The organism is Leptolyngbya sp. BL0902 (assembly GCF_016403105.1).
Lineage (GTDB): Bacteria > Cyanobacteriota > Cyanobacteriia > Phormidesmidales > Phormidesmidaceae > Nodosilinea.
Genome location: NZ_CP046155.1, coordinates 1225516 through 1247502 on the forward strand (window position 1 = coordinate 1225516; position 21987 = coordinate 1247502).

The 21987-nt window shown below is 55.5% G+C and carries 22 protein-coding genes and 1 pseudogene; 13 read left to right on the forward strand and 10 right to left on the reverse strand.

The genetic code is table 11. The features are described 5' to 3' along the window. Positions 1-73 precede the first annotated feature (73 nt). A complete protein-coding gene (gene trpS / locus GFS31_RS05520) occupies positions 74-1126 on the reverse strand; it encodes a tryptophan--tRNA ligase (RefSeq protein ID WP_317135082.1) in 1053 nt (350 codons plus the stop codon). 155 nt (positions 1127-1281) lie between these two features. Between trpS and GFS31_RS05525 the strand changes: the two genes are divergently transcribed. Next, a complete protein-coding gene (locus tag GFS31_RS05525; RefSeq protein ID WP_198807235.1) occupies positions 1282-1593 on the forward strand; it encodes a hypothetical protein in 312 nt (103 codons plus the stop codon). Between the two features lie 217 nt (positions 1594-1810). On the opposite strand, the gene GFS31_RS05530 is transcribed toward GFS31_RS05525, so the two are convergent. The 4 genes from GFS31_RS05530 to GFS31_RS05545 all read right to left on the reverse strand — a co-directional run bounded on the left by GFS31_RS05530 (position 1811) and on the right by GFS31_RS05545 (position 7038). After that, the gene (locus GFS31_RS05530) at positions 1811-2014 is read right to left on the reverse strand and encodes a phycobilisome linker polypeptide (protein WP_190492532.1); all 204 of its coding nucleotides are present in this window, start codon (positions 2012-2014) and stop codon (positions 1811-1813) included. A 202-nt stretch (positions 2015-2216) separates the two neighbouring features. Further along, on the reverse strand, positions 2217-2702 hold the full coding sequence (gene apcB, locus GFS31_RS05535; RefSeq protein ID WP_190492533.1) for an allophycocyanin subunit beta: 486 nt from the start codon (positions 2700-2702) through the stop codon (positions 2217-2219). Between the two features lie 79 nt (positions 2703-2781). Further along, on the reverse strand, positions 2782-3267 hold the full coding sequence (apcA, locus tag GFS31_RS05540) for an allophycocyanin subunit alpha (RefSeq protein WP_035986290.1): 486 nt from the start codon (positions 3265-3267) through the stop codon (positions 2782-2784). 537 nt (positions 3268-3804) lie between these two features. Beyond that, on the reverse strand, positions 3805-7038 hold the full coding sequence (locus tag GFS31_RS05545) for a phycobilisome rod-core linker polypeptide (RefSeq protein WP_198807236.1): 3234 nt from the start codon (positions 7036-7038) through the stop codon (positions 3805-3807). 330 nt (positions 7039-7368) lie between these two features. Between GFS31_RS05545 and GFS31_RS05550 the strand changes: the two genes are divergently transcribed. From GFS31_RS05550 to GFS31_RS05595, 10 genes and pseudogenes are all read left to right on the forward strand, one after another. Further along, a complete protein-coding gene (locus GFS31_RS05550; RefSeq protein WP_198807237.1) occupies positions 7369-8619 on the forward strand; it encodes a class I SAM-dependent methyltransferase in 1251 nt (416 codons plus the stop codon). A 122-nt stretch (positions 8620-8741) separates the two neighbouring features. Beyond that, entirely contained in the window at positions 8742-9191 is a 450-nt protein-coding gene (locus GFS31_RS05555) for an ATP synthase subunit I (RefSeq protein ID WP_198807238.1), read from the forward strand. 78 nt (positions 9192-9269) lie between these two features. Then, positions 9270-10007 (forward strand): F0F1 ATP synthase subunit A, encoded by a 738-nt coding sequence (gene atpB, locus GFS31_RS05560; RefSeq protein WP_198807239.1) that lies wholly within the window; start codon positions 9270-9272, stop codon positions 10005-10007. 150 nt (positions 10008-10157) lie between these two features. Then, positions 10158-10403: an ATP synthase F0 subunit C gene (gene atpE, locus GFS31_RS05565; protein WP_190492537.1), complete on the forward strand. Its 246-nt coding sequence runs from the start codon at positions 10158-10160 to the stop codon at positions 10401-10403. Between the two features lie 131 nt (positions 10404-10534). Further along, complete coding sequence (locus tag GFS31_RS05570) at positions 10535-11017, forward strand: F0F1 ATP synthase subunit B' (RefSeq protein ID WP_225907577.1); 483 nt, start codon at positions 10535-10537, stop codon at positions 11015-11017. A 55-nt stretch (positions 11018-11072) separates the two neighbouring features. After that, a complete protein-coding gene (locus GFS31_RS05575) occupies positions 11073-11594 on the forward strand; it encodes a F0F1 ATP synthase subunit B (RefSeq protein WP_198807240.1) in 522 nt (173 codons plus the stop codon). After that, positions 11594-12151 carry an ATP synthase F1 subunit delta gene (atpH, locus tag GFS31_RS05580; protein ID WP_198807241.1) on the forward strand — a complete coding sequence of 186 codons (558 nt, stop codon included), beginning with the start codon at positions 11594-11596 and terminating at the stop codon, positions 12149-12151. The genes GFS31_RS05575 and atpH overlap by 1 nt, the downstream gene beginning before the upstream one ends. A gap of 54 nt (positions 12152-12205) precedes the next feature. Beyond that, on the forward strand, positions 12206-13723 hold the full coding sequence (gene atpA / locus GFS31_RS05585) for a F0F1 ATP synthase subunit alpha (protein ID WP_198807242.1): 1518 nt from the start codon (positions 12206-12208) through the stop codon (positions 13721-13723). An 84-nt stretch (positions 13724-13807) separates the two neighbouring features. Further along, complete coding sequence (locus GFS31_RS05590; RefSeq protein ID WP_198807243.1) at positions 13808-14758, forward strand: F0F1 ATP synthase subunit gamma; 951 nt, start codon at positions 13808-13810, stop codon at positions 14756-14758. A gap of 317 nt (positions 14759-15075) precedes the next feature. Next, a pseudogene (locus GFS31_RS05595) lies at positions 15076-15923 on the forward strand (IS630 family transposase). 57 nt (positions 15924-15980) lie between these two features. Here the strand turns inward: GFS31_RS05595 and GFS31_RS05600 are convergent. Continuing rightward, complete coding sequence (locus tag GFS31_RS05600) at positions 15981-16433, reverse strand: YaiI/YqxD family protein (RefSeq protein WP_263974905.1); 453 nt, start codon at positions 16431-16433, stop codon at positions 15981-15983. 603 nt (positions 16434-17036) lie between these two features. Between GFS31_RS05600 and GFS31_RS05605 the strand changes: the two genes are divergently transcribed. Next, positions 17037-18179, forward strand: coding sequence for an META domain-containing protein (locus GFS31_RS05605; RefSeq protein WP_198807244.1), 1143 nt, complete (start codon positions 17037-17039; stop codon positions 18177-18179). A 102-nt stretch (positions 18180-18281) separates the two neighbouring features. Here GFS31_RS05605 and glyQ read toward each other — a convergent pair whose 3' ends face one another. The 3 genes from glyQ to GFS31_RS05620 form a co-directional block, all read right to left on the reverse strand. Further along, positions 18282-19166 carry a glycine--tRNA ligase subunit alpha gene (gene glyQ, locus GFS31_RS05610; protein ID WP_198807245.1) on the reverse strand — a complete coding sequence of 295 codons (885 nt, stop codon included), beginning with the start codon at positions 19164-19166 and terminating at the stop codon, positions 18282-18284. Positions 19167-19301: 135 nt separating this feature from the next. Next, positions 19302-19502, reverse strand: coding sequence for a chlorophyll a/b-binding protein (locus GFS31_RS05615; protein ID WP_198807246.1), 201 nt, complete (start codon positions 19500-19502; stop codon positions 19302-19304). 48 nt (positions 19503-19550) lie between these two features. After that, complete coding sequence (locus tag GFS31_RS05620; RefSeq protein WP_198807247.1) at positions 19551-20405, reverse strand: S-layer homology domain-containing protein; 855 nt, start codon at positions 20403-20405, stop codon at positions 19551-19553. A gap of 320 nt (positions 20406-20725) precedes the next feature. Here GFS31_RS05620 and GFS31_RS05625 point away from each other — a divergent pair, with 320 nt between their 5' ends. Beyond that, complete coding sequence (locus GFS31_RS05625) at positions 20726-21454, forward strand: hypothetical protein (RefSeq protein ID WP_198807248.1); 729 nt, start codon at positions 20726-20728, stop codon at positions 21452-21454. Between the two features lie 62 nt (positions 21455-21516). On the opposite strand, the gene GFS31_RS05630 is transcribed toward GFS31_RS05625, so the two are convergent. After that, positions 21517-21975 (reverse strand): phosphate-starvation-inducible PsiE family protein, encoded by a 459-nt coding sequence (locus tag GFS31_RS05630; protein WP_198807249.1) that lies wholly within the window; start codon positions 21973-21975, stop codon positions 21517-21519. Positions 21976-21987 lie beyond the last annotated feature (12 nt).

Here is a 21987-nt window from a genome sequence, read left to right on the forward strand (position 1 = left end):
GGCAATGGCATGGACGTTTGGCTAGTATATCCTGTCAATTGTTCCCTAGGGAAATCGCGGAACACCTTGATCCCTAGGGGGCGATGGAAAATCCTAGCGCTTGCTTGACCCTGGCCAGGGTGGGGTTAGCGACTGCCGCCGCCTTCTCTTCTCCGGCCTTGAGGATGGATTCTAGGTAGCCCCGATCCGCCATCAGTTCGTTGAATTTTTCCTGAATGGGAGCCAAGGCCGCTACGGCAGTCTCGGCTAGCAAGGGCTTGAACTGTCCCCAGCCCATCTCTCGACATTCGGCGGCGACGGCATCCTTCGTTTGGCCCGACAAAATCATGTACAGGCTCAGCAGGTTATGGCACTCTGGGCGGTTGGGATCATCAAACCAAAGCCCGCGTTCTGGATCGGTTTTGGCCCGCTTAATTTTTTTGGTCATCACATCCGGGGTATCAGTCAAATCAATCCGGCTCTGCTCCGAGGGATCGGATTTCGACATTTTCTTGGTGCCGTCGGTGAGGCTCATCACCCGTGCGCCCGCTTCCCGAATTAGCGGTTCGGGCACCTTCAGCACTGGATTTTCTTCGCTGCCGTACTGAAAATTGAGGCGGTTGGCAATGTCGCGGGTGAGCTCCAGGTGTTGCTTTTGGTCTTCGCCAACGGGCACCAAATCCGGCTCATACAGCAAAATATCCGCCGCTTGCAGCACGGGATAATCGAGCAAACCAATGCTGACGTTTTCCCCCTGTTTGATGGCCTTTTCTTTGAACTGAATCATCCGTTCCAGCCAGTTCAGGGGCGTAATGCAGTTGAACAACCAGGCCAGTTCCGCATGGGCCGACAGGTGCGACTGCACAAAAATGGTGGATTTTTCAGGATCGATGCCGCAGGCGATGTAGGTGGCGGCCACTTTGTAGGTGTTTTCGGCCAGTTGCGCCGGATCGTGGGGCACCGTAATCGCATGGAGATCGGCCATGAACAGGAACGCATCGTACTCATCCTGGAGGTCAACCCAGTTGCGAATGGCACCAAGATAATTACCCAGGTGCAAATTACCCGTGGGTTGAATGCCCGAAAGGATGCGCTGTTTGGCCATAGCGATAAAGACGGAGAGTGAAGACGACAGGGATAGAGCCATTCTTAGCTAAACCCTTTACGAATCTACACCACTCTTTGGCCCTCGCCTTGCTGAATCTTCGTAAATTATTTAGATTTATGACAGCAAGAGCATTCCCATCGCAGTCCTTGGGGCTAGGTTTCGCTCCTGTGTGCCCACCCTGCCCAGGTTTTGCCATGACTTCTACGGACTATGCTTCCACGACTGATCTCTCCACTCGCCTCCAATCGGCCCTAGACCTGGCTCAATCCGTCGAAAATCACGGAGAAGCCAGTCGATTGATTCAGGCGATTGTGGCAGAACTGCAAGATCAAAGCCCCGAAGCCATCGCCCTGTTTCAGCAGCTTTGGCAAGCCTACATTTCCTCCCAGCGGTCTTCCCAATTCTGGCAGCAGGTTTCTGAAGCTGAGAAGAACCTCTCGGATCGCCTCAGTGCCAGCCACGTTCAGCTCAAGCAAAACTATCTCCGCCTCATGCAGGAACAGTAACTCAGCCAACTGTCTGACACAGATCTCAAGCCGCCCCACGTCAACCAAACTCGTAGGGTACATTGCTTCGCGAGTGCACCGCAAAAGAAATTTGAAAAACCCCTCGGTTCTGCCCCATCACTCATGGGCTACCGAGAGGTTTAAGACCTGGGTGCTAGAACTTTTTAGCTGATCCCATCCGCCAATAATAACGTTCCAAAGAACGAAAGGCGTTGGCCTACAGCAGGCCCGTGTTGGTGCCTTGGCGACCCGTGGCCAATTCCACCTTAACGATTTTGCCGCCCATCTTTTGGATGCGCTGCTGCTCACGAAACCAGTTTTCGTAGGGCACTAGCTTGGTAAAAAAGGTGTTTTGCAGCTCTCGCTGGGTGCGAATGCGGCTTTGGCTGGGCACGCAGGCCGTAATCTTAAACATGCGCATGGTAAAACGCTCTCCTACTATCTCGCTGGACTACAGAATTGACGTTTAGGCTAACCCTACTGAAAAGCCAGAGTCGAAAGCCAATGCTGGGGACACCAGGAAGACAGCACAGCCTAACCCATTGTCCAAACACTCGCTCCTGACTCTGGCCTGTGACTACCCTATCACCCGATGGGAGAAGGGATGGCACCAGGATTGAGGCTTAGCTCAAGCCAGAGCTGATGTAGTCGAAGTACACGCCCATTTCCTTCCCAGCGTCAGCGCCCACCAGGCTGGCGGTCACTTCTTTCATGGCTTGGATGGCGTTCACGGTAGCACCGATGGGCACGCCCAGGGAGTTGTAGGTTTCCTTCAGGCCGTTCAGCACGCGCTCATCCAGGATGGAGGGATCCCCAGCCAGCATGGCGTAGGTGGCATAACGGAGGTAGTAGTCGAGGTCGCGGATGCAAGCCGCATAGCGACGGGTGGTGTACATGTTGCCACCGGGACGGGTGATGTCGGAGTACAGCAGGGACTTGGCCACAGCTTCCTTCACGATTTCAGCGGCGTTGGCGCTGATGGTGGAGGCGGCACGAACCCGCAGTTCTCCGGTTTGGAAGTAAGCCTTCAGCTTATCCAGGGCGGAGCTGTCCAGGTACTTGCCCTGAACGTCGGAGGAATTGATAACAGCGGTAATTGCGTCTTGCATGGGTGAAGCTTCCTTAGAACTGACGTAATCTCAACAACGAATCGACGAGGTAGTGCAAATGCGAGTAGGGCAAATGCGACTACTGCATTGCGCCGACAACATAGTCGAAGTAGGAGGCGGCTTCAGCAGCATCGTCGCTGGACAGCAGACCAGTTGCCACAGCCTTCATGGAGCGCACGGCTTCAGCCACAGCGGGGATGGGGGTGCCCAGGGAGTTGTACATTTCGCGCACGCCCACCAGACCGATTTCTTCGATGGGGGTCACATCACCAGCGACCACGCCGTAGGTGATTAGACGCAGGTAGTAGTCCATGTCGCGCAGGCAGGTGGCGGTCATTTCTTCGCCGTAGGCGTTGCCACCGGGGGAAACCACGTCAGGACGCTTTTGGAAGAGCTGGTTGCCAGCTTCTTTCACAATGCGCTCGCGGGATTCGGTCAGCACTTGGGCAATCCGCAGACGACGCTCGCCAGAGGTCACAAAACCCTTGATCCGATCCAGTTCGCCGGGGCTGAGGTAACGGGCCTCAGCGTCAGCATTCACGATTGACTTCGTGACAATACTCATTGATGGATTCCTCCGAAAGATATAACCAGATGTCTATAAAACTGGCTTTGACGGGCCAATGGACTGAGCAGGCGAGGGTGCCACCGCAGCACTATCGAGTTCAGCGAGAATCCTCAAAGGCTCAGTATCCTTCCCGAATCATTGTCAGGGATTGTGATCCCCTTCTTAAAGACAACGCAATATTTTGTAATAGTCTTCCTCAGTTTTCTAAATGCCCGTCCCATCTTGGTTTCGGCGCAAAGAGTTGGAAGTCTCACAAGCACAACCGCCTAGATTAAGACAATCCGGCGGTCATGCTTAATATTCCGTTGTGAATCTATCAGGAATTGGATCCAGCAGATTTGGCTTATACCCAAGCTAGCCTTAGGAGATCACAAAGATGTTTCTCAGCCTTGGATTGGCCCTCACCCCCAGCCCCTCTCCCAGGGAGGAGAGGGGAGCCGGAAATCTTTCAAAGTCCCTCTCCCAACTTGGGAGAGGGATTTAGGGAGAGGGCCAACCGTAGGGCGGATTATCGGGTTGGGCCTTTAGGACGCTCTAGCGACGGTAGGGCACGCCCTGTTCGCCAAAGTAGCGCTGGTATTCCGCTGAGGACAGCATCGCCTGGGCAACGGCCAGCCGCCCTTGGGCGTCAGCCATGGCCTGGTACTGCTGGGTTTCCTCGCCCTGGGCCAGGTTACGACCGAGGATTTGCCGCGCCATGATTTCCACCAGCTTGCTCTGGGGATAGGTATCCACAAAGCGCTGTTGGTAAGCCTCGGAGGCCAGCAATTCGGCCACAAAGCCACGGACGGTCAGGCTGCCGTTACGGAGAGCCTGTTCCGCCTGGGGCAAGCGCCAAGCCGTCGGGATTTCCCCGTCGTAGGCCATCATCACCTGGCGATAAATCGCCGTGATTACCTCTTCAGACTGAGCGGCATCCATATCCGCCGACCAGCGATAAAGCCGGGTGGCGGGCTGGGCCGTGGTCAAATCCAGACTTGCCGACTGGGTAGCGCGTCCAACGGAAGCCGCAAGGGCCGCTTCTTGGCTGGCTTGAGCCGCCACGGCATCCGCCATCAGGGGCATATCCGTCACCGGAATCGTAGATTTGGCGGGTACAAAGCTGGGCACCACCAGATCCCGATTTTGCTTGGTGAGACGGTTGTAGAGCCGCTCGGTGTTGGGGAAGTTGGCCGCAGGCAGGGTGGGATAGCGGCGGTAGGGCACCGTATCTTCCCCGAAGTTCTCGGCGTACTCAGGGGTGTTCAGCATGGCCTTGATGAAGCCACGGATCCCTTCGCTGGCCAAGATTTGGTTGTACTTGCGGATTTCCGCCTGATCCATCGGAGCCCGACCCAGGAAGTGCTTGGTGCCAAACTCAATCACTTGGGTATTGGGGTAGGGGGCGTAGAACTCTTTGATGTAGAGGCTCGAACAACCCAGCCCTTCGATGAACTCCTTCAGGGTGATTTCGCCGTTGCCCAGTTTGCTTTCCAGGGCGGTGAACTCGCTCTTCACAATGTAAGGGGCGATGTCCCGCTCGAAGATTTGGCGATAGGCGGCGGCAGTCACTTGCTTCAGGTTGGGCTTGTCGGCCAGGGAGGTGAGTTTGAACGCCTTGGTCTGCTGGCGCTGACGGTTCACCCCTTGGCTGATGCGACGCTGCACATCGGGGATGGAGCGGTCTTCGCCCACGGAACCCAGTTCCACAAAGCGCGGCACAGTGGTGTCGGGAATCGGCATCATCCCCTTCTCGGCCAAGGAACCCACCCGCATACTGCGGAGGGCCAAGCCCTTGGGCGTCAGGTAACGCTCGTAGGGAACGGTATCTTCGCCAAAGGCTTCCGCGTATTCCTGGCTGTCGATGATGCTGTCCACCAGGGCGTAGAAGCCCTTCTTGGCGCAAATATCGAAGTAGGCGTTGGTTTCCTTCCGCCCATAGGTGGGGCGACCCAGCAGACGACGGTGGATGTACTCCACGGCCTTCATGATGTACAGGGACGACCAGTAGGTCTTACGGAAGGCTTCGGACTTGGCAATCGTCCGAATGAATTCCTTCAGGGTAATTTCGCCGTTCTCCAGCTTGATTTCCGCCACGTTGGAGCGCTGGCCAGAGTACACCTCGCGACCAAACACCTGGCGATAGGCGGCGCTGATCACCGCCTGGGTGGAGCTTTCCGAATAGCGCACGCTGGCCTGGGTATTCCCAGTTTTGGGAATTTGATCCAGCTTGAACACCTTGGCCCCCAGAGAACCAGGGTTGAGACCACGGGCAGCGGGGTTGCTCAACTGGTTGTTGATACCAGCCCCACGGTGGATCAGAATCCGGCGGGTGTCTTTGTTGAAGAAGGCCGGAGTGGCGCTGACATCGCGGGTTTCCTTCGGGAAAATCGCCCCGAACTGAATTTCCAGCGGGTCGTTGCCAGAACCGTAGGGGTGCTGGTCGGGTAGGGGCTGCTCGTAGGCAGCGAACAGGGTAATGAACTGGGGCTTCTTGCGGAAGGGCGCACTGAAGTTAAACAGCTCGAACTGCGGCCCCCAGTTGCGGCATTCCTGGGCTTCTTGGCCCAAACCGCGCAGGTAGGGGACGGTCTCTTCCCCGAAGTAGTCGCTGTATTCCTTGGAATCTACCAGGGCATCCACCAGGGCGGGCAGACCACCGCTGGAGACGATGGAGAAGTACTTTTGAACTTCTTCGCGAGAGCTAGGCGCACGACCGAGGATATGGCGGAAGGCCAATTCCAGGGCGCGGCTGTTGATGTAGGGCTCGTAGAAGTTCTTGCGGTACAAAGGCGACTTGGCCAAACGACGAACGAACTCCTTCATGGAGATTTCGCCGTTCTTCACCTTGGATTCCAGGTCGGAGATCGACAGGGAGTAGGCGCGGGTAATGTCGCGCTCAAACACCTGACGATAGGCCGCTTTCACCACGTCATTCTTTTCGGTGGCGGAGAGACCGGGCTTCATGGCGTACTTGGGCCGCCGCTCCGCCGCATTGAAATAGATCTGGGGTAGTTGGAGCCCTTGTTGATCGCCGGAGGGACGCTGGCGCAGCTTATCTGAAGGGGTGGGAGCCTTGAACTCGGTGAGCAGCACATCGAAGTACTGGGACACAATGTCCTTAGCCTCAGAATCGCCGCTGACGTAGCGGACCGAGGCCGCTTTCATGGTCTGAATGGCCACGATGGTCGCCGCCGTGGAGCAGGCATTCTCAATGATTTCCCGCAGGCCGCGCACGTTTACCGAAATGATGTTGGGATCCCCCGCCACGATGGCGTAGGTGACATAGCGCAGGAACCAGCTCAGGTCACGCAGGGATTTCTGCATGTTGCTGGGGCCATAGCGAGACACGTTGATAGGCCGGAACCCAGGGGGAATAGGGCCAGAGGGCGTCGTACTGAAGAGACCGCTGAAGAAACCGCCGCCACCGCTGCTTTCAATAAAAGTTGCGGTGCCAAGCTTGGCGGCTTCCTGGGCATCGAGCACGGTGCCCGCCCGCGTTTTTTCCATGGGCTGATCGGCGTCGGGCCGTTCCAGGTAGGCCAACGGTGACCCCCCGGTAAAGATGCGATTGGCCGCCTGGGACACGATCAACTCGGAATAGCGAGTCAGCGTCTCAGCAATCAGCACTCGTTTCAGGCCGGAATTAAAAAAGCCGGACAAATCCTCCAGCTCACCCTTGGCCATGTAGCGGTCTTGTTGCTCAGCTTGGGCAATCGTTGCGACCGGAAGGGTTTGGTAGAGCTGGGGCCGCGCCACGGCACTTCCACCACTTGCTTTAACACTCATGCGTATTCAAAGGCTCCCTATGCGGACAATCACTGCATTTATAAGACTAAGGCGTCCCGGACGCAGGCTTTGAGGCTTGGCCCTAGAGGGGCAAAGAAACTTAACCTACTGGGGGCAAATCCGTTATCGACTGTTTCTAATCAATCTCAACTGATCGACATCAAGCCGAAACAGGTTCGTAAACCAATCTGGATTCAGATTAAACCGTTTCAGAACCGCAACACAGCTTGTTAAGAACTGTGTAACATCCCGTTCGAGAAAGGTCTTCGGTCATCATAGAGGATGGCCATCCCCCCCTGAGAAGACCTCTAAGTTTTGTAACGTTTCGTGATGAATAGCCCTGAGTCGAGTCCCGTTCAGTCCGTCAGCGATGCCGTCGCCCGTCTTTACAATACCTACCCCTTCCCCCCAGAGCCGATCCTGGATGAACCGCCTCCAGGCTACAACTGGCGCTGGTATTGGCCCACGGTTCACAGCTTTTGCACCGGGGCTGCTCCTGGTCAGTCCAAGGTCAGAATCCTAGACGCAGGCTGCGGCACGGGGGTCAGCACGGAATACCTGGGCCACCTCAATCCCCAGGCGGATGTGTTGGGGATTGACCTCAGCGAAGGAGCCTTAGCCACCGCCAAAGAACGCTGTCGGCGATCTGGAGCCACCAACGTCCAGTTCCGCCACCTCAGTATTTATGATGCCGATCAACTCGATGGGCAATTTGACTGGATCAACTGCGTCGGCGTTCTGCACCACATGCCGGATCCCATACGCGGCATCCAATCCCTCGCCGCCAAGCTGGCTCCTGGTGGGTTCCTCCATGTCTTTGTCTATGCCGCCATTGGCCGCTGGGAAATCTCCCTCATGCAGCGGGCCATTGCCCTCGTCCAGGGGGAACAACGGGGCGATTATCGGGACGGCGTCAGCGTGGGACGGCAACTTTTCGCCAGCCTGCCCGAAGGCAATCGCTTCAAGCAGCGAGAGAAGGATCGCTGGTCGCTGGAAAATCAGCGGGACGAATGCTTTGCCGATATGTACGTCCATCCCCAGGAAGTGGACTACACCCTCGACACCCTATTTGACCTGATCAACGCCTCTGGCCTGGAGTTCCTCGGCTTTTCCAATCCCCACATTTGGCAGCTAGATCGATTGTTGGGGAGTAACCCAGAACTGCTCCATCGGGCCAAACAGATGTCGCAGCGGGATCAATATCGCTTGGTGGAACTGCTGGATCCCGAAATCACCCACTTTGAATGGTTCCTGGCCAAGCCGCCCCTAGCCAAACAGGACTGGCACCAGGACAGCGACCTGCTGGCGGCTTACATCCTCCGCAACCCCTGCATGGAGGGCTGGCCCAGCCAAAGCATTTTCGACCATAACTACCAGTACATCACCCTCTCCCCCGTGGAGTTCGAGGTGTTGTCTGCCTGCGATCAATCCAACGCCCCTACGACGACGGATGCACTGGAAACGAACGCGACGCTGGCCGTGACGGATCTTCTCGATCAAACCTCAGCCAGCCTGGACGACCTGCGGGAAATGCAGCAAAAACAGCTCATCCTGTTACAGCCGCCACAGCTTTCCCCCTAGCTTTGCTCAAGAATCATAGATTTCCTTAGCGAGGGGCCTATTAAGTATTATTGCCGTGATATGATCTCCTACGGCCTGAAACAACGGGCCAAACCCCTTGACGGCTAAGGATTAGTGCTTTCGTGGCCTCCACTTCCTCTGAGCAAACCAGTGATGCGGTTCAGGTAACAGACAGCCCAGCCGAGGAGTCAATACTTCCCCCTCCGGTCGATACCGCGATGGGAGAATATTATCAGCTCCAGCAAAATCTGCTGATTTGTACGGTTGCCTTTAGTGCCGTAGTCTTTTTCTGCGTCTGGCTCACCTACTCCTTGCCCATTGCTCTGAATTATTTAATTGGAGCGTGCGGTGGTGTGGTTTACTTGAGGATGTTGGCAAAAAACGTCGCCAACCTTGGGCGTGGGCAGGCAAAGATCGGTAGCGGTCGCCTTGCGATTGTCATCGGGTTAATCCTCGTGGCATCACAGTGGCAACAGCTTGAGATTGTTCCGGTTTTTCTAGGTTTTTTGACCTATAAAGCCGCCCTGATTGCCTACACACTTTGGACAGCGGTTTTACCGAATCAGTCTTAAGCATGGGGCCGCCTAGGCTTTCAAAATTTTCCGGATTCCCGGAAAGTACGAATCAGTTTGGTAAAGATGGCGCTGGGTATGGTTATGTTTTATCCCTCAACTCTGGCAGAGTTAGAAGTTGGTCAACATCTTTACTGGCAAATTGGCAATCTCAAGCTCCATGGGCAGGTTTTCCTGACTTCTTGGTTTGTGATTGGTTTGTTGGTACTGGTGTCAGTGTTAGCCACTCGCAACGTTCAGCGGGTGCCTTCCGGGCTACAAAACCTGATGGAATACGCCCTAGAATTCATCCGAGATTTGGCCAAAAACCAAATTGGAGAAAAGGAGTATCGTCCTTGGGTTCCCTTCGTGGGCACGCTTTTCCTGTTCATTTTTGTCTCGAACTGGTCAGGGGCTCTGGTGCCCTGGAAGCTGATCCATTTGCCCTCTGGTGAATTGGCGGCTCCCACCAACGATATCAACACCACCGTTGCCCTAGCCCTACTCACTTCCCTGGCCTATTTCTACGCCGGGTTTAGCAATCGCGGTCTGGGATACTTTGCCAAGTACATTGAGCCGACCCCGATCCTTTTGCCCATCAACATTTTAGAAGATTTCACCAAGCCCCTTTCCCTAAGTTTCCGTCTGTTTGGGAACATCCTCGCTGACGAGCTTGTGGTGGCGGTTCTGGTTCTCCTGGTACCTCTCTTCGTACCGTTACCAGTGATGATCCTTGGGTTGTTCACCAGCGCGATTCAAGCGCTGATCTTTGCAACCCTAGCCGCTGCTTATATCGGAGAGGCCATTGAGGGGCATGGTGGCGAAGAGCATGAGTGACCTTGAAAAAGGCATTCAGAACCCGCTGGCTGATGGGTCAGGTGCCATCATCAGCAGAGTGGCTTAGAGGGCCGCAAGACAAAAGACGCTAAGTCAGCGTTGTTTATACCTGATTCGCTTGTTGTAGATTGTCAAAATCGAGGTAACGACATGGATCCTATTATCGCAGGCGCTTCCGTAATCGCTGCTGCTCTAGCCGTTGGTTTGGCAGCGATTGGCCCTGGTATTGGTCAAGGTAATGCTGCTGGTCAAGCTGTGGAAGGTATCGCCCGTCAGCCCGAAGCTGAAGGCAAAATTCGTGGCACCCTTCTGCTCAGCTTGGCGTTCATGGAAGCACTGACCATTTACGGCCTGGTGGTGGCGCTCGTTCTTCTCTTCGCTAACCCCTTCAGCTAAGGTTCTAGGCCGTGGGGGATCGGGTCAACCTGTCTCCCACGGTTTTTTAGAGATTACGTTCGAGACATCGCATTCGAGACATTGAAGTAATTGGGTAAAGACACCCAACATAGGGTGGGGGACGAAGAGGCATGATTCATTCAGTGTGGTTTTTGGCTGTAGAAGCGGCAGAGGAAGCAAGCGGCGGTCTGTTTGACCTAGATGCTACCCTTCCCCTGATGGCGGTGCAGTTTGTGCTTCTCGCGGTAATACTCAATGCCTTGTTCTACAAGCCCTTGGGTAATGCCATTGACGAGCGCGACGGCTACATTCGCAGCAACAAGGTAGACGCCGCTGAGCGCCTTGCCAAGGCTGAGCAAATCGCAAAAGCCTACCAGCAAGAACTCGCGGAAACCCGTCGTCAGTCCCAAGCCGTGATTGCAGCGGCCCAGGAAGAAGCCCAGAAACTAGCGGCTCAAAGCATTGCCGAAGCTCAACAGGAGGCCCAAGCCCAGCGTGAGCAAGTTCAGCGTGAACTGGACGAGCAAAAGCGCCAAGCTATGGCCACCCTAGAGCAGCAGGTGGATGGCCTAAGCCGTCAAATCCTGGACAAATTGCTCAGTGCCGCATCCTAGCCTGCCTTAAGGCCATGGTAAGCACGATGCCAGCGTCGTTGACGGAAAGAAAGATATGACTATTGGTTGGTTTCTAGCAACAGAGGGAGGAGTTGGTCTTAATTTCGACATTCTTGAGACCAACCTAATAAATTTAGCCATCATCATTGGCGTTCTCGTCTACTTCGGCAGCAAGTTTTTAGGTAAAACCCTATCTACTCGCCGAGCCGCCATTGAAGAGGCGATTACCGAAGCCGAGAAGCGCAAGCAAGAGGCCGCTACCGCCCTAGCTGAGCAGCAACAAAAGCTGGCTCAGGCCAAGGAGGAAGCCCAGAAAATTTTAGCCGACGCTGAGCAGACTGCCGCCCGTACCAAGGAGGCTATCCTGGCCCAGGCTAAGGTAGATGTGGAGCGGATGCGGGCGAGCGCAGCTCAGGATCTAAGCTCTCAAGAGACGAAGGTCATGCGGGAGTTGCAGCAGCGAATCGCGGCTCTAGCCCTAGAGAAGACCGAGCGCGAGCTACCCCATCGTCTCAATGATGACGTTCAGCGACGCCTGGTGGATGCCAGCATTGCCATGCTAGGAGGAGGTCAGTAATGAAAGACAGCACCATGACATCTGAAGTCACGCTGCCCTACGCCAAGGCTCTGATGGACATCGCCAAGGAAAATGGCGTAGTCGATGAGGTGGGCAACGAAGTGGCTGGCTTGCTAGCCGTCCTCAACGATTCGGCAGAACTCACCCAGTTCCTGGGCAACCCCCTGATGGAACCGGAAGCGAAGAAGGGTGCGCTGCGACAAATTGCCGAGGGGAAAGTGAATCCCGCTGTGTTGAGCGTGCTGCTTCTACTTGTGGATCGCAACCGCATCATGTACCTGGACGGTGTTCTAGAGCAGTACCAAGTGCTGCTGCGGGAACTTAAGCAGACGGTCTTAGCCGATGTAGTGTCTGCGGTGCCCTTGTCCGAGGAGCAAACCGCCACGATTCGCGACCGAGTGGCGGCTCTATCTGGGGCTCAAAATGTGGAGCTATCGGTTCAGGTGGATCCCGATCTTCTGGGAGGGCTGATCGTCAAGGTGGGCTCCCAGGTGATTGACGCCAGCCTGCGCGGACAACTTCGCCGGATTGGCATGCAGTTGGCAGCAGCGGCCTAGTCTTGGCCACCCTTTGTTTTTTCATGTTTGTGTAGGTTTAGCAGAGCAGATCCTATGGTTAGCATCAGACCTGACGAAATTAGCAGCATTATTAAGCAGCAGATCGAGCAGTACAACCAAGAAGTCAAAGTATCCAACGTGGGTACCGTGCTTCAGGTGGGTGACGGGATTGCTCGGATCTACGGCCTAGAGAACGTCATGGCCAGCGAACTGCTGGAGTTTGAAGACGGCACCGTGGGCATCGCCCTCAACCTAGAGGAAGACAACGTCGGTGCGGTGTTGATGGGCGACGGTATCAACATCCGTGAGGGTAGCCCTGTAACCGCGACGGGCAAAATTGCGTCGGTGCCCGTGGGTCAAGCGATGCTGGGCCGCGTGGTGGACGCCCTGGCCCGTCCCATCGACGGCAAGGGGGACATCGAAGCTTCTGAAACCCGTCTGATTGAGTCTCCTGCCCCCGGCATTATCGCCCGTAAATCGGTGTACGAGCCGATGCAGACCGGGATTACCGCCATCGACGCCATGATTCCCATTGGTCGGGGTCAGCGCGAGCTGATCATCGGCGACCGTCAGACCGGGAAAACCGCTATCGCCATCGACACCATCCTCAACCAAAAGTCTGAAGATGTGGTCTGCGTTTACGTGGCCGTGGGTCAGAAGGCTGCTTCCGTGGCTCAGGTGGTAGATGTGCTGCGCGAGCGCGGTGCTCTGGACTACACCATCGTGGTCGCCGCCAATGCCAACGATCCTGCTCCTCTGCAATACCTGGCTCCCTACACGGGTGCCGCCCTGGCCGAGTACTTCATGTACCAAGGCAAGGCCACCCTGGTGGTGTACGACGATTTGACCAAGCAGGCTCAGGCCTACCGTCAAATGTCGCTGCTGCTGCGTCGTCCCCCCGGTCGTGAAGCCTATCCTGGCGACGTGTTCTACCTGCACTCTCGTTTGCTGGAGCGGGCCGCGAAGCTCAGCCCCGAACTCGGCGAAGGCAGCATGACCGCTCTGCCCATCATCGAAACCCAGGCTGGCGACGTTTCCGCCTACATTCCCACCAACGTGATTTCCATCACCGACGGTCAAATCTTCCTGTCCTCCGACCTGTTCAACTCCGGTCTGCGTCCGGCCATTAACGCGGGTATCTCCGTATCCCGGGTGGGTTCGGCGGCGCAAATCAAAGCCATGAAGCAGGTGGCGGGCAAGGTGAAACTGGAACTGGCCCAGTTCGACGAACTGCAAGCCTTCTCCCAGTTTGCTTCCGACCTGGATGCTTCCACCCAGAAGCAACTGGCCCGGGGTCAGCGCCTGCGTGAACTGCTGAAGCAGCCCCAGTACTCTCCCCTGCCCGTGGAAGAGCAAGTCGCCATCATCTACGCCGGGATCAACGGCTACATGGATGAAATCCCCGCTGATAAAGTGGTGGAATTTGCCAAGTCCATGCGCGACTACATCCGCAACAACAAGCCTAAGTTTGCTGAACTCGTTCGCAGCGAGAAGAAACTGGGCGATGAAAGCGAAGCCCTGCTGAAGGCGGGGATTAACGAGGCCAAGGAAGCCTTCATGGCTGCTGCCTAGTCTCTGCTTCAATTCGCTCCTCCGACCGAGGTATCTGGCCTGCGGTTGGGGGAGCGCCCCCGCAACAATGGCTGAGGACAGATTATGCCTAACCTAAAAGCAATTCGAGATCGCATTAAATCCGTTAAAAATACTCGCAAAATCACCGAAGCCATGCGACTGGTTGCCGCCGCTAAGGTGCGCCGTGCCCAAGAGCAGGTGATTGCGACTCGTCCTTTTGCGGATCGACTGGCCCAGGTGCTCTACGGCCTGCAAAGTCGGCTCAAGTTTGAAGATGTGGATCTGCCCCTGCTCAAGCAGCGGGAGATCAACAACGTCGCGATTCTGGTCATCTCTGGCGACCGGGGTCTGTGCGGCGGTTACAACACCAACGTTATCCGTCGGGCGGAAATCCGCGCCAAGGAATTAGCGGCTGAGGGCATCAACTATCAGTACGTCCTGGTAGGCCGGAAAGCCAGCACCTACTTTAAGCGTCGGGAACAGCCCATTGAGGCTAGCTTTACCGGGCTAGAGCAAATCCCCAACGCCGAGGAAGCCTCTCGCATTGCCGATGAACTGTTGGCGCTGTTCCTGTCGGGCAAGGTGGATCGGGTAGAGCTGATCTATACCCGGTTTGTCTCCCTGGTGAGCTCTCGTCCCGTGGTTCAGACCTTGCTGCCCCTGGACGCTCAAGGGCTGGAAACCCCTGATGACGAGATTTTTCGACTCACCACTCGCGGCGGCAACTTCGAGGTTCAGCGGGAAAAAGTAGCGTCTCAAGTCAAGATGAACTTCCCCCAAGACATGATCTTCGAGCAAGATCCCGTCCAGATCCTGGATGCGCTGCTGCCCTTGTACCTCAACAACCAGATTCTGCGGGCTCTCCAGGAATCTGCGGCTAGTGAACTTGCGGCCCGTATGACGGCTATGAATAACGCTAGCGACAACGCCAAGGAATTGGCCAAGTCCCTCAACCTGACCTACAACAAAGCTCGTCAGGCAGCAATTACCCAAGAAATTCTTGAGGTAGTCTCTGGGGCCAATGCCTTGGGTTAACCAATTGAAAGTTAGGTGCTTATCAAACGCCTAGCTTTTCATCAGAAACTTCAATTTAACAGGGGAACTAGATCTTTTCTGGTTCCCTTTTATTTTTTCTCCACAGCTATTGCTGTATAAGTCATACCAATACAAAATGAAGCTGATTATAATTTAGGCTGTCTTCTGGAATTCAATTTGAATTGGCGTTGTTTTGAACAGGATGCAGGCGGAGGCAGTGGGCGAAAATCTCTGGCAAAAGCGGTATAGTTGATTGACTTTAGACTGGGACGTTTTTAAGCTATTTATAAGCGGAGTGATGGTTGAACGAAGAAACGATGCCTTACAGTCTGGATTTAAGGAAGCGCGTGATCGACTTTGTAGAAGGAGGTGGCAGCATCTCGAAGGCGGCGAAAACCTATCAAGTCGGTCGTGCGACAATCTATCGCTGGTTAAATCGAGTCGACTTGGCCCCGACCAAGGTAACCCGACGCCAACGTAAACTCGATTGGGACGCTCTTCGCAAAGATGTGGAGCAGAATCCAGAAGCCACGTTGAAGGAACGGGCTCAGAAATTTGGGGTGAGCATTAGTGCGCTCTCTAAGGTCTTCAAGAAAATGAAAATCACCCGAAAAAAAAAGAACTAAGGTATCGAGAGCGAAATGCAGAAGAACGCATGAAATACTATCGAACCCTGAGAGCATTGATTCAGGTGTATGGCGTCAAAAGCCTGGTCTATATTGATGAGTGTGGGTTTGAGGAAGGCGTGGCTTGTCTGTACGCTTGGTCGAAACGGGGAAAGAAAATCTATGGAGAGCGCCAGGGCAAGCGAGGGAAGAAGGAGAATCTGATTGCGGCCCGGAGGAAAGGCAGAAAAGACTTGATTGCCCCAATGTTGTTTACCGGAAGCTTAGATGCTGAAGGATTTGAGGGATGGTTTAGTCTGTTTTTGTTGACGAACGTCACGACCCCCTCAGTTTTTATTCTAGATAATGCTCCCATCCATCGAAAGACGAAGATTAAAGAACTAGCAGAAGAGGCGGGGCATCAGATTTTATTTTTACCGAAGTACTCTCCCGACCTAAATGATATCGAGCATGACTTTAGTGCCTTAAAGAGAGCCAGAATGTATGCGAAACCCGGCACTTCTCTGGATGACATTATTCGAGACTATTGTGCTTCCTGATGTCTCATTACTAATTCCATCAACTATATCTTGCTTGCGGACAACCTAGGGACGTAGTTAGCGCCTATGTTTGGTTAAAAAGCGATCTAGCTGATTGGCAAAGGCTCCAGTCACTCGCTGGTTGAAGGGAGCAGGCCCACCTGTATCAACCCCAGCGCTGCGTAGTTCATTCAGAAAGTTTCGCATCGATAGCCGTTCTCGAATATTGCCCTTGTCATAAAACTCACCCCTAGGATTGAGGGCGTAGGCTCCTTTGTCAATCGCTTCTGCGGCGAGGGGAATATCAGCGGTAATTACTAAATCTCCGGCTTCTAGGTGTTTCACAATGTAGTTATCGGCGATGTCTAGACCGGAGCGTACCTGCACAAATTCAATGTAGGGAGAACCTGGAATTTGTAGCTCCTGATTGGCCACTAGCGTCGTCTTGATTTCAACCCGTTTCGCGGCTCGAAATAGGATTTCCTTAATTACGTTAGGACAAGCATCCGCATCTACCCAAATTTGCATCATCTATTTACCGATGGGTGCCCGTTGAACGAGCTGAACTAAACTCTGGACATTGCTCTGCTTCAGCGCATCGAGCAGGAAAGGGGCATCATTCAGGAAGCGCTAGGGGTGTCCCACCATGGCATACTCTGGCGGCGCAGCTAACCAGGCTCAACGGGCCACAATACAGGCCGAAACGATGGGGGCTTGCAATAGCACAACCCCAAAGCCAGTCATCATACCCCCTAGCCAGCGATCTCGGCCCTTGCTCCATGGCGTCTTCCCTGGGGCTCTCTCAGTCTAGCGGTCGCGGGGTAGCGAGGGAAAACATGTTGTTTGTACAGGCTGAATGGGGCCTGGGCGTGGTGGCGAAAATCCTGACTATGCTTACTAGGTCTCAGCCTCGTCATCCTGATGGATCGCGCCCTAACCCTAGGCCATGGGGTTAGAAACGTTAGCAGAGTCTTGAGAAATTCACGTTTTTTGAACATTGATTGTCTGCATCGCGGGGGCTCTGGCACCATAGGAAGCAGCTTTGGTGTGAGTTGTGTACGGTTTCCGTTGGCGGGCTTCTCCGTCCAACCTCGTCACAGGTCTTGTTTTCAGTTCCTTTTTTTCGAGTCAACTGTGGTAGATAAATCTATGAATGCCTTTCGTACCGCCGCTTTTTTAACCGCTTCCGTCGCCTGGATGGGGACAGCCTGTATGGTGCCCGTCAGCCTGGATGATCAAGACAACCTCGTCGGCACGGTCTGGGAGCTTCAGCAAATCCAGATGAACGACGACACCCGGTTTACGCCCAGCTCGCCCCAAAACTACACCGTGGAATTCACTGAGCGCGGGGACGTATTTGTTCAGGCCGACTGCAACCGCGCCGCCGGAGCCTTCAACTTAGTGGATGGCCGCATTACCATTACCCTTGGCCCCACCACCCTAGCCGCCTGCCCCGAAGGCTCCATCGACACCCGCTTCCTGCAAAGCCTGCGCGATGCCAATATGCTCTTCTTCCAGGGCGACGACATGTTCATTGACCTCGCCTACGGCAGTGGCACCATGCAGTTTTCCCCCGCTTCAACGGTATCCCTCACGGGCCGCGTCTGGGAACTCCAGGACATTCAGTTCAACGACGGCAGGCTGTTGGTGGCCGAACCCACGGAAAACTACACCGTCGAGTTCATGGACGATGGCTCCATGGCCGTGCGGGCCGACTGCAACCGAGGCCGGGGCAGCTTTAACGTGCCTGAACCCGGTCGCCTGAGTGTGGCCCCCATTGCCACCACCATGGCCGCCTGTCCCGAAGGCTCCATCGGCGGCGACTTCACCCAAGCCCTCAGCAACGCCAACCTGTTCTTCTTCCAGGATGGTCAGCTCTTTATTGACCTCATGTTTGACAGCGGCACCATGCGATTCCAGGAAGCAACGGCCCCCAGCTTGGTGGGTAGTGTCTGGAAGCTCCAGCAAATCCAGATGAACGACGGTTCCCAGACCGTTCCCAGCAACCCCGAAAACTACACCATCGAATTCATGGGCGATGGCAGCGTGGTGGTGCAGGCCGACTGCAACCGGGGCCGGGGCAGCTTTGCCACCGCCGCCGACAACCGCCTCAACATCACCGGGGTAGCCACCACCCGCATGGCCTGCCCAGCGGGTTCTGCCGATGCAGATTTCCTGCGCGGGTTGGATAATGCCAACAGCTACTTCTTCCGTGATGGTCAACTGATCGTCGAACTGATGTATGACAGCGGCAGCATGATCTTCTCGGCGGATTAATTCCGAAGTTGACGGCTGACCCCTGAGCCCTCACCCTAAAGCCCTCTCCCCACGGGAGAGGGCCTTTGAGAGGAACTGGACTAGACGCGCTCCTAGGGTTGACTAAGCCGCCTCTGGGCTGGCGTTGAGCAGCGGGAACCCTAGGGCTTCTCGTTGTTCGAGGTAGAGCTGGGCTACCCGGCGGGCCAGGGCACGGACTTGGCGAATGTAGCGGGTGCGTTCCGTTACGGAGATCACCCCCCGCGCATCCAGCAGGTTGAAGGTGTGGGAACACTTCAGGACATAGTCGTAGCTGGGCAGCACTAGGCCGCGATCCATCAGTTGCTCGGCTTCTTTTTGGTAGAGTTCAAACCGTTGGAACAGCAGGTCGGGGTCGGAGGCTTCAAAGTTGTAGGTGGAGTTTTCGATCTCCGCCTGCATGTAGATGTCGCCGTAGGTGAGCTGGTCATTCCACTGAATTTTGGCGATGGCGTCCACCTCTTGCAGGTACATGGTGAGCCGCTCTAGGCCGTAGGTGAGCTCAATGGACACAGGCCGACAGTCAATACCACCGCACTGCTGAAAGTAGGTGAACTGGGTGATTTCCATGCCGTCGAGCCACACTTCCCAGCCCACGCCCCACGCGCCCACGGCGGCGTCTTCCCAGTTGTCCTCCACAAAGCGAATATCGTGGTCTTCGGGCTTGATGCCCAGCGCCCGCAGGGATTCGAGGTAGGTGTCTTGAATATTGTCCGGCGAGGGCTTGATCAACACCTGGTACTGAAAATAATGCTGATAGCGGTTGGGGTTTTCGCCGTAGCGGCCATCTGCCGGACGCCGACAGGGTTCGGCATAGGCCACGGCCCAGGGCTCTGGCCCCAGCGCCCGCAAAAAGGTGTGGGGGCTTTTGGTGCCTGCGCCCTTTTCAGTGTCATAGGGTTGCACAATTACGCAGCCCTGTTTGGCCCAAAAGTCATTCAGCGTGGCAATTACAGACTGAAAATTCACGGTATTTCCCCTATCCAAGCGGGCCAAGCCCATCACATCACAGCACCCGGTTAAGGCACTTGTCAGCTCTTTATTGTCCCCCAAAAGACGATTCCTTGAGGCGACAAGACGTTACTCATCCCGAATTCCGGCGACCTAGAAACCCAGCCAAGCAAAAAAGGTCTGGTGAGTGACCAGTTCCAGCAGCAGCAACGCCACAAAGCCCACCATGGCAAAGCGACCGTTTAGGCGTTCGGCGTAGGTGTTCCAGCCAAAGGTGGGGCTATCGGGGGCGGTGGGGCTGTCGGCAGCGGGCTGGGAGGGAATCTCGGTGGTGGAGGTCTCGGCGGGGGGCATAGTCGTTGGGTATGAAGGCCAGATGCTATTGTAAACCCTCGCCTCGTTCTAGTAGGCGGGCTGATCGGGCAGGGAAGACTGGCCAGGGGGGAGAGGGCTTAGTTGCCCTGTGTATACCAAGGTCTGGCGCAGCATGGCTATCACTTCGGCGCGGCTGGCTTCGCGGTTGGGCTCTAGGCGCTGGGGATCGGGATGGTTCACCACCAGGTTGGCTTCTAGGGTGGTTATCAGGGCGGTTTTGGCCCAAGGGGGCACTTGGTCGGCATCGAGGTAGGCCCTCAGCACGCGGTCGGGGCTGCTGCTAGACTTGAGATTGAGCCCGCTAGCTAGGGCCAACAACACCTGGAGTCGGGTAATTTTGTCCTCCGGGCGAAAGGTTTGGTCAGGGTAGCCCGACAAAAACCCCATTTCCACCGCATTCTGAATGGGCTGAGTGGCCCAGTGCTCTGGATCAACATCGCGGTATGAGGACGGCGGTACTGACGGCGGAGCTAGGACAAACAGGCGACTAATCTGGGAGGCAAATTCCGCCCGCGTCATCGGATCGTTGGGCCGAAAGGTGCCATCTGGAAAGCCCTTGATCAACCGTCGCTGGGCCAAATCTTCCAAAATGGGAGCCACCCAATCGGCTTCGCCACTGTCGCTGAAGTAGGGGCGGGGCTGCTGACTAGGAGCTTCTGGCCAAACCTCCTGGGGGGGCAAGGGCTGGGGCTGCACCAGGGGCGGAATGTCGAGAGGTGGGGCAGGTTGGGTGGTCAGGGCAGACAGCACGCTGAGGGGGTTAGGCCAGCCCGGCACGGTGATTTCGCCAACGGGCGGACTCTGTTCCGCCGAAGACTGCACCGGGCCTTGACCCCGCCAAAGTCCTCCCATAATTCCAATGACGAGGCCACCTGTGGCCATGGCCGTTATGAACTTGAGGCGAATACTTGGCTTCAAGAACGGCTGAGGTGGCATAGACACTCCCCACAAAGAACGCAAGCTAAGGCTAACGTAGATCGCAAGGCTTAGCGCCATCGTTTTGGCGGGGGCTTCCCCCACAAGCCCTGCTCTAGCCTAGGGCTAGCAGATCGTCATGGGCTCAACAACCGGGGCGCTTATCAACCGCCCTAGGAATCCTCATGGATATCGCGGCTCACCCGTGGCCCGTCCCCCAACGAGATCGCGTATAGTTGATAGGAGCGAAGACCCAACGTTTCAATCGTCCTAATCGTCAGAAAAGTATGAATCAACGTATCGGGCAACTCGTTATGATCACCCTCGCCGCTGTGGCAGGGCTAGGAGTCATAGCCTTACCCCAGAGTATTGCCCCCCAGGCAATGGCTAGGCACCCCAATGGCTCAGCGAACGCCTCAACCCCATCTCCGGTCTATCGGCTCCAGGCTCCAACGGTGCTTCAAGGGGTCGTCGCTCCCCTCAACTCCCTGCGCCTGATGAAGCGAGCCCTGGCCAATGCCGCCGACTCCGACAGTCGCATGAGCCTGCCGCTACTAGCCATTCTCAATGAACCCCTGAAAACCACCGGACTTGGCCCCATCCAAATTGGCATGACCCTAGCCGATCTGGAGGAAGCAGGGCTGACCCCCATCGCCATTGAGGGCAGCGGTCAGGGAGTCTGTCAGTACTATCGCATTAAGGGCAATAGCGAGCCGATTGGGATCATGGCCATCGATGATCGGATTCTACGGATTGATGTGTGGCCCGGTAGCCTCATTGAGACCCGCAGCGGCGCAAAAATTGGCTCAACGGAGGCCGATTTAGTTCGCATGTATAGAGGCCAACTAGAGGCTACAGCCAACCCCGTCACCCTTGGTAAGACCATCGTGTTTACTCCCCGAACCCCCGGCGAAGACCTGTTCCGCCTCGTCTTTGAAACCGATGATCGGGGCCGGGTCGTGCAGTATCGAGCGGGCCAGTTTCCATCCGTTAGTTGGCCAGGAGGATGCCTCTAGACGACGGTGGCTCCCCTCTCAGTCTGTGGGTCAGCCCGATGGTATTTCAACCCATAATATCCTTAGCTCGAATTGCGGTTGGTGTGGCGCACAATCCAATAGCTGATGGCCAGGGAAAAAATGGCAATAGCCAGCCCAATCAACGTGGCACCTGACACTTTATTGAGGTCAAGAATAATAATTTTGCGCCCAACGGCGGTAAGGGCTGTGGCGATCACCAATTCCACCTGCACCACATGGCTGCGAATGTAGCCTGTGATGTTTTCTAAGATTTCTAGGGCAATTAAAATACTGAGAAAGAAGCCAAAAATATCAATCACAGGCTGTCCTAGAAAGGCTCCAGGGCCAGTGGTAAGAATAGAACGGCCAATAACAATTCCCAAATCAATCACCATGGCAATGATCACAACGATCATGCCCAAGGACAATATTTTGGAAATGGTGCCCTCAAACTGATGCAAACGCTTGAGAAAAATATCGTTTTTCAACTGTGCGAGAAGCTGTCTAGCCGAACGTGCCATCAGTGCAAGGGA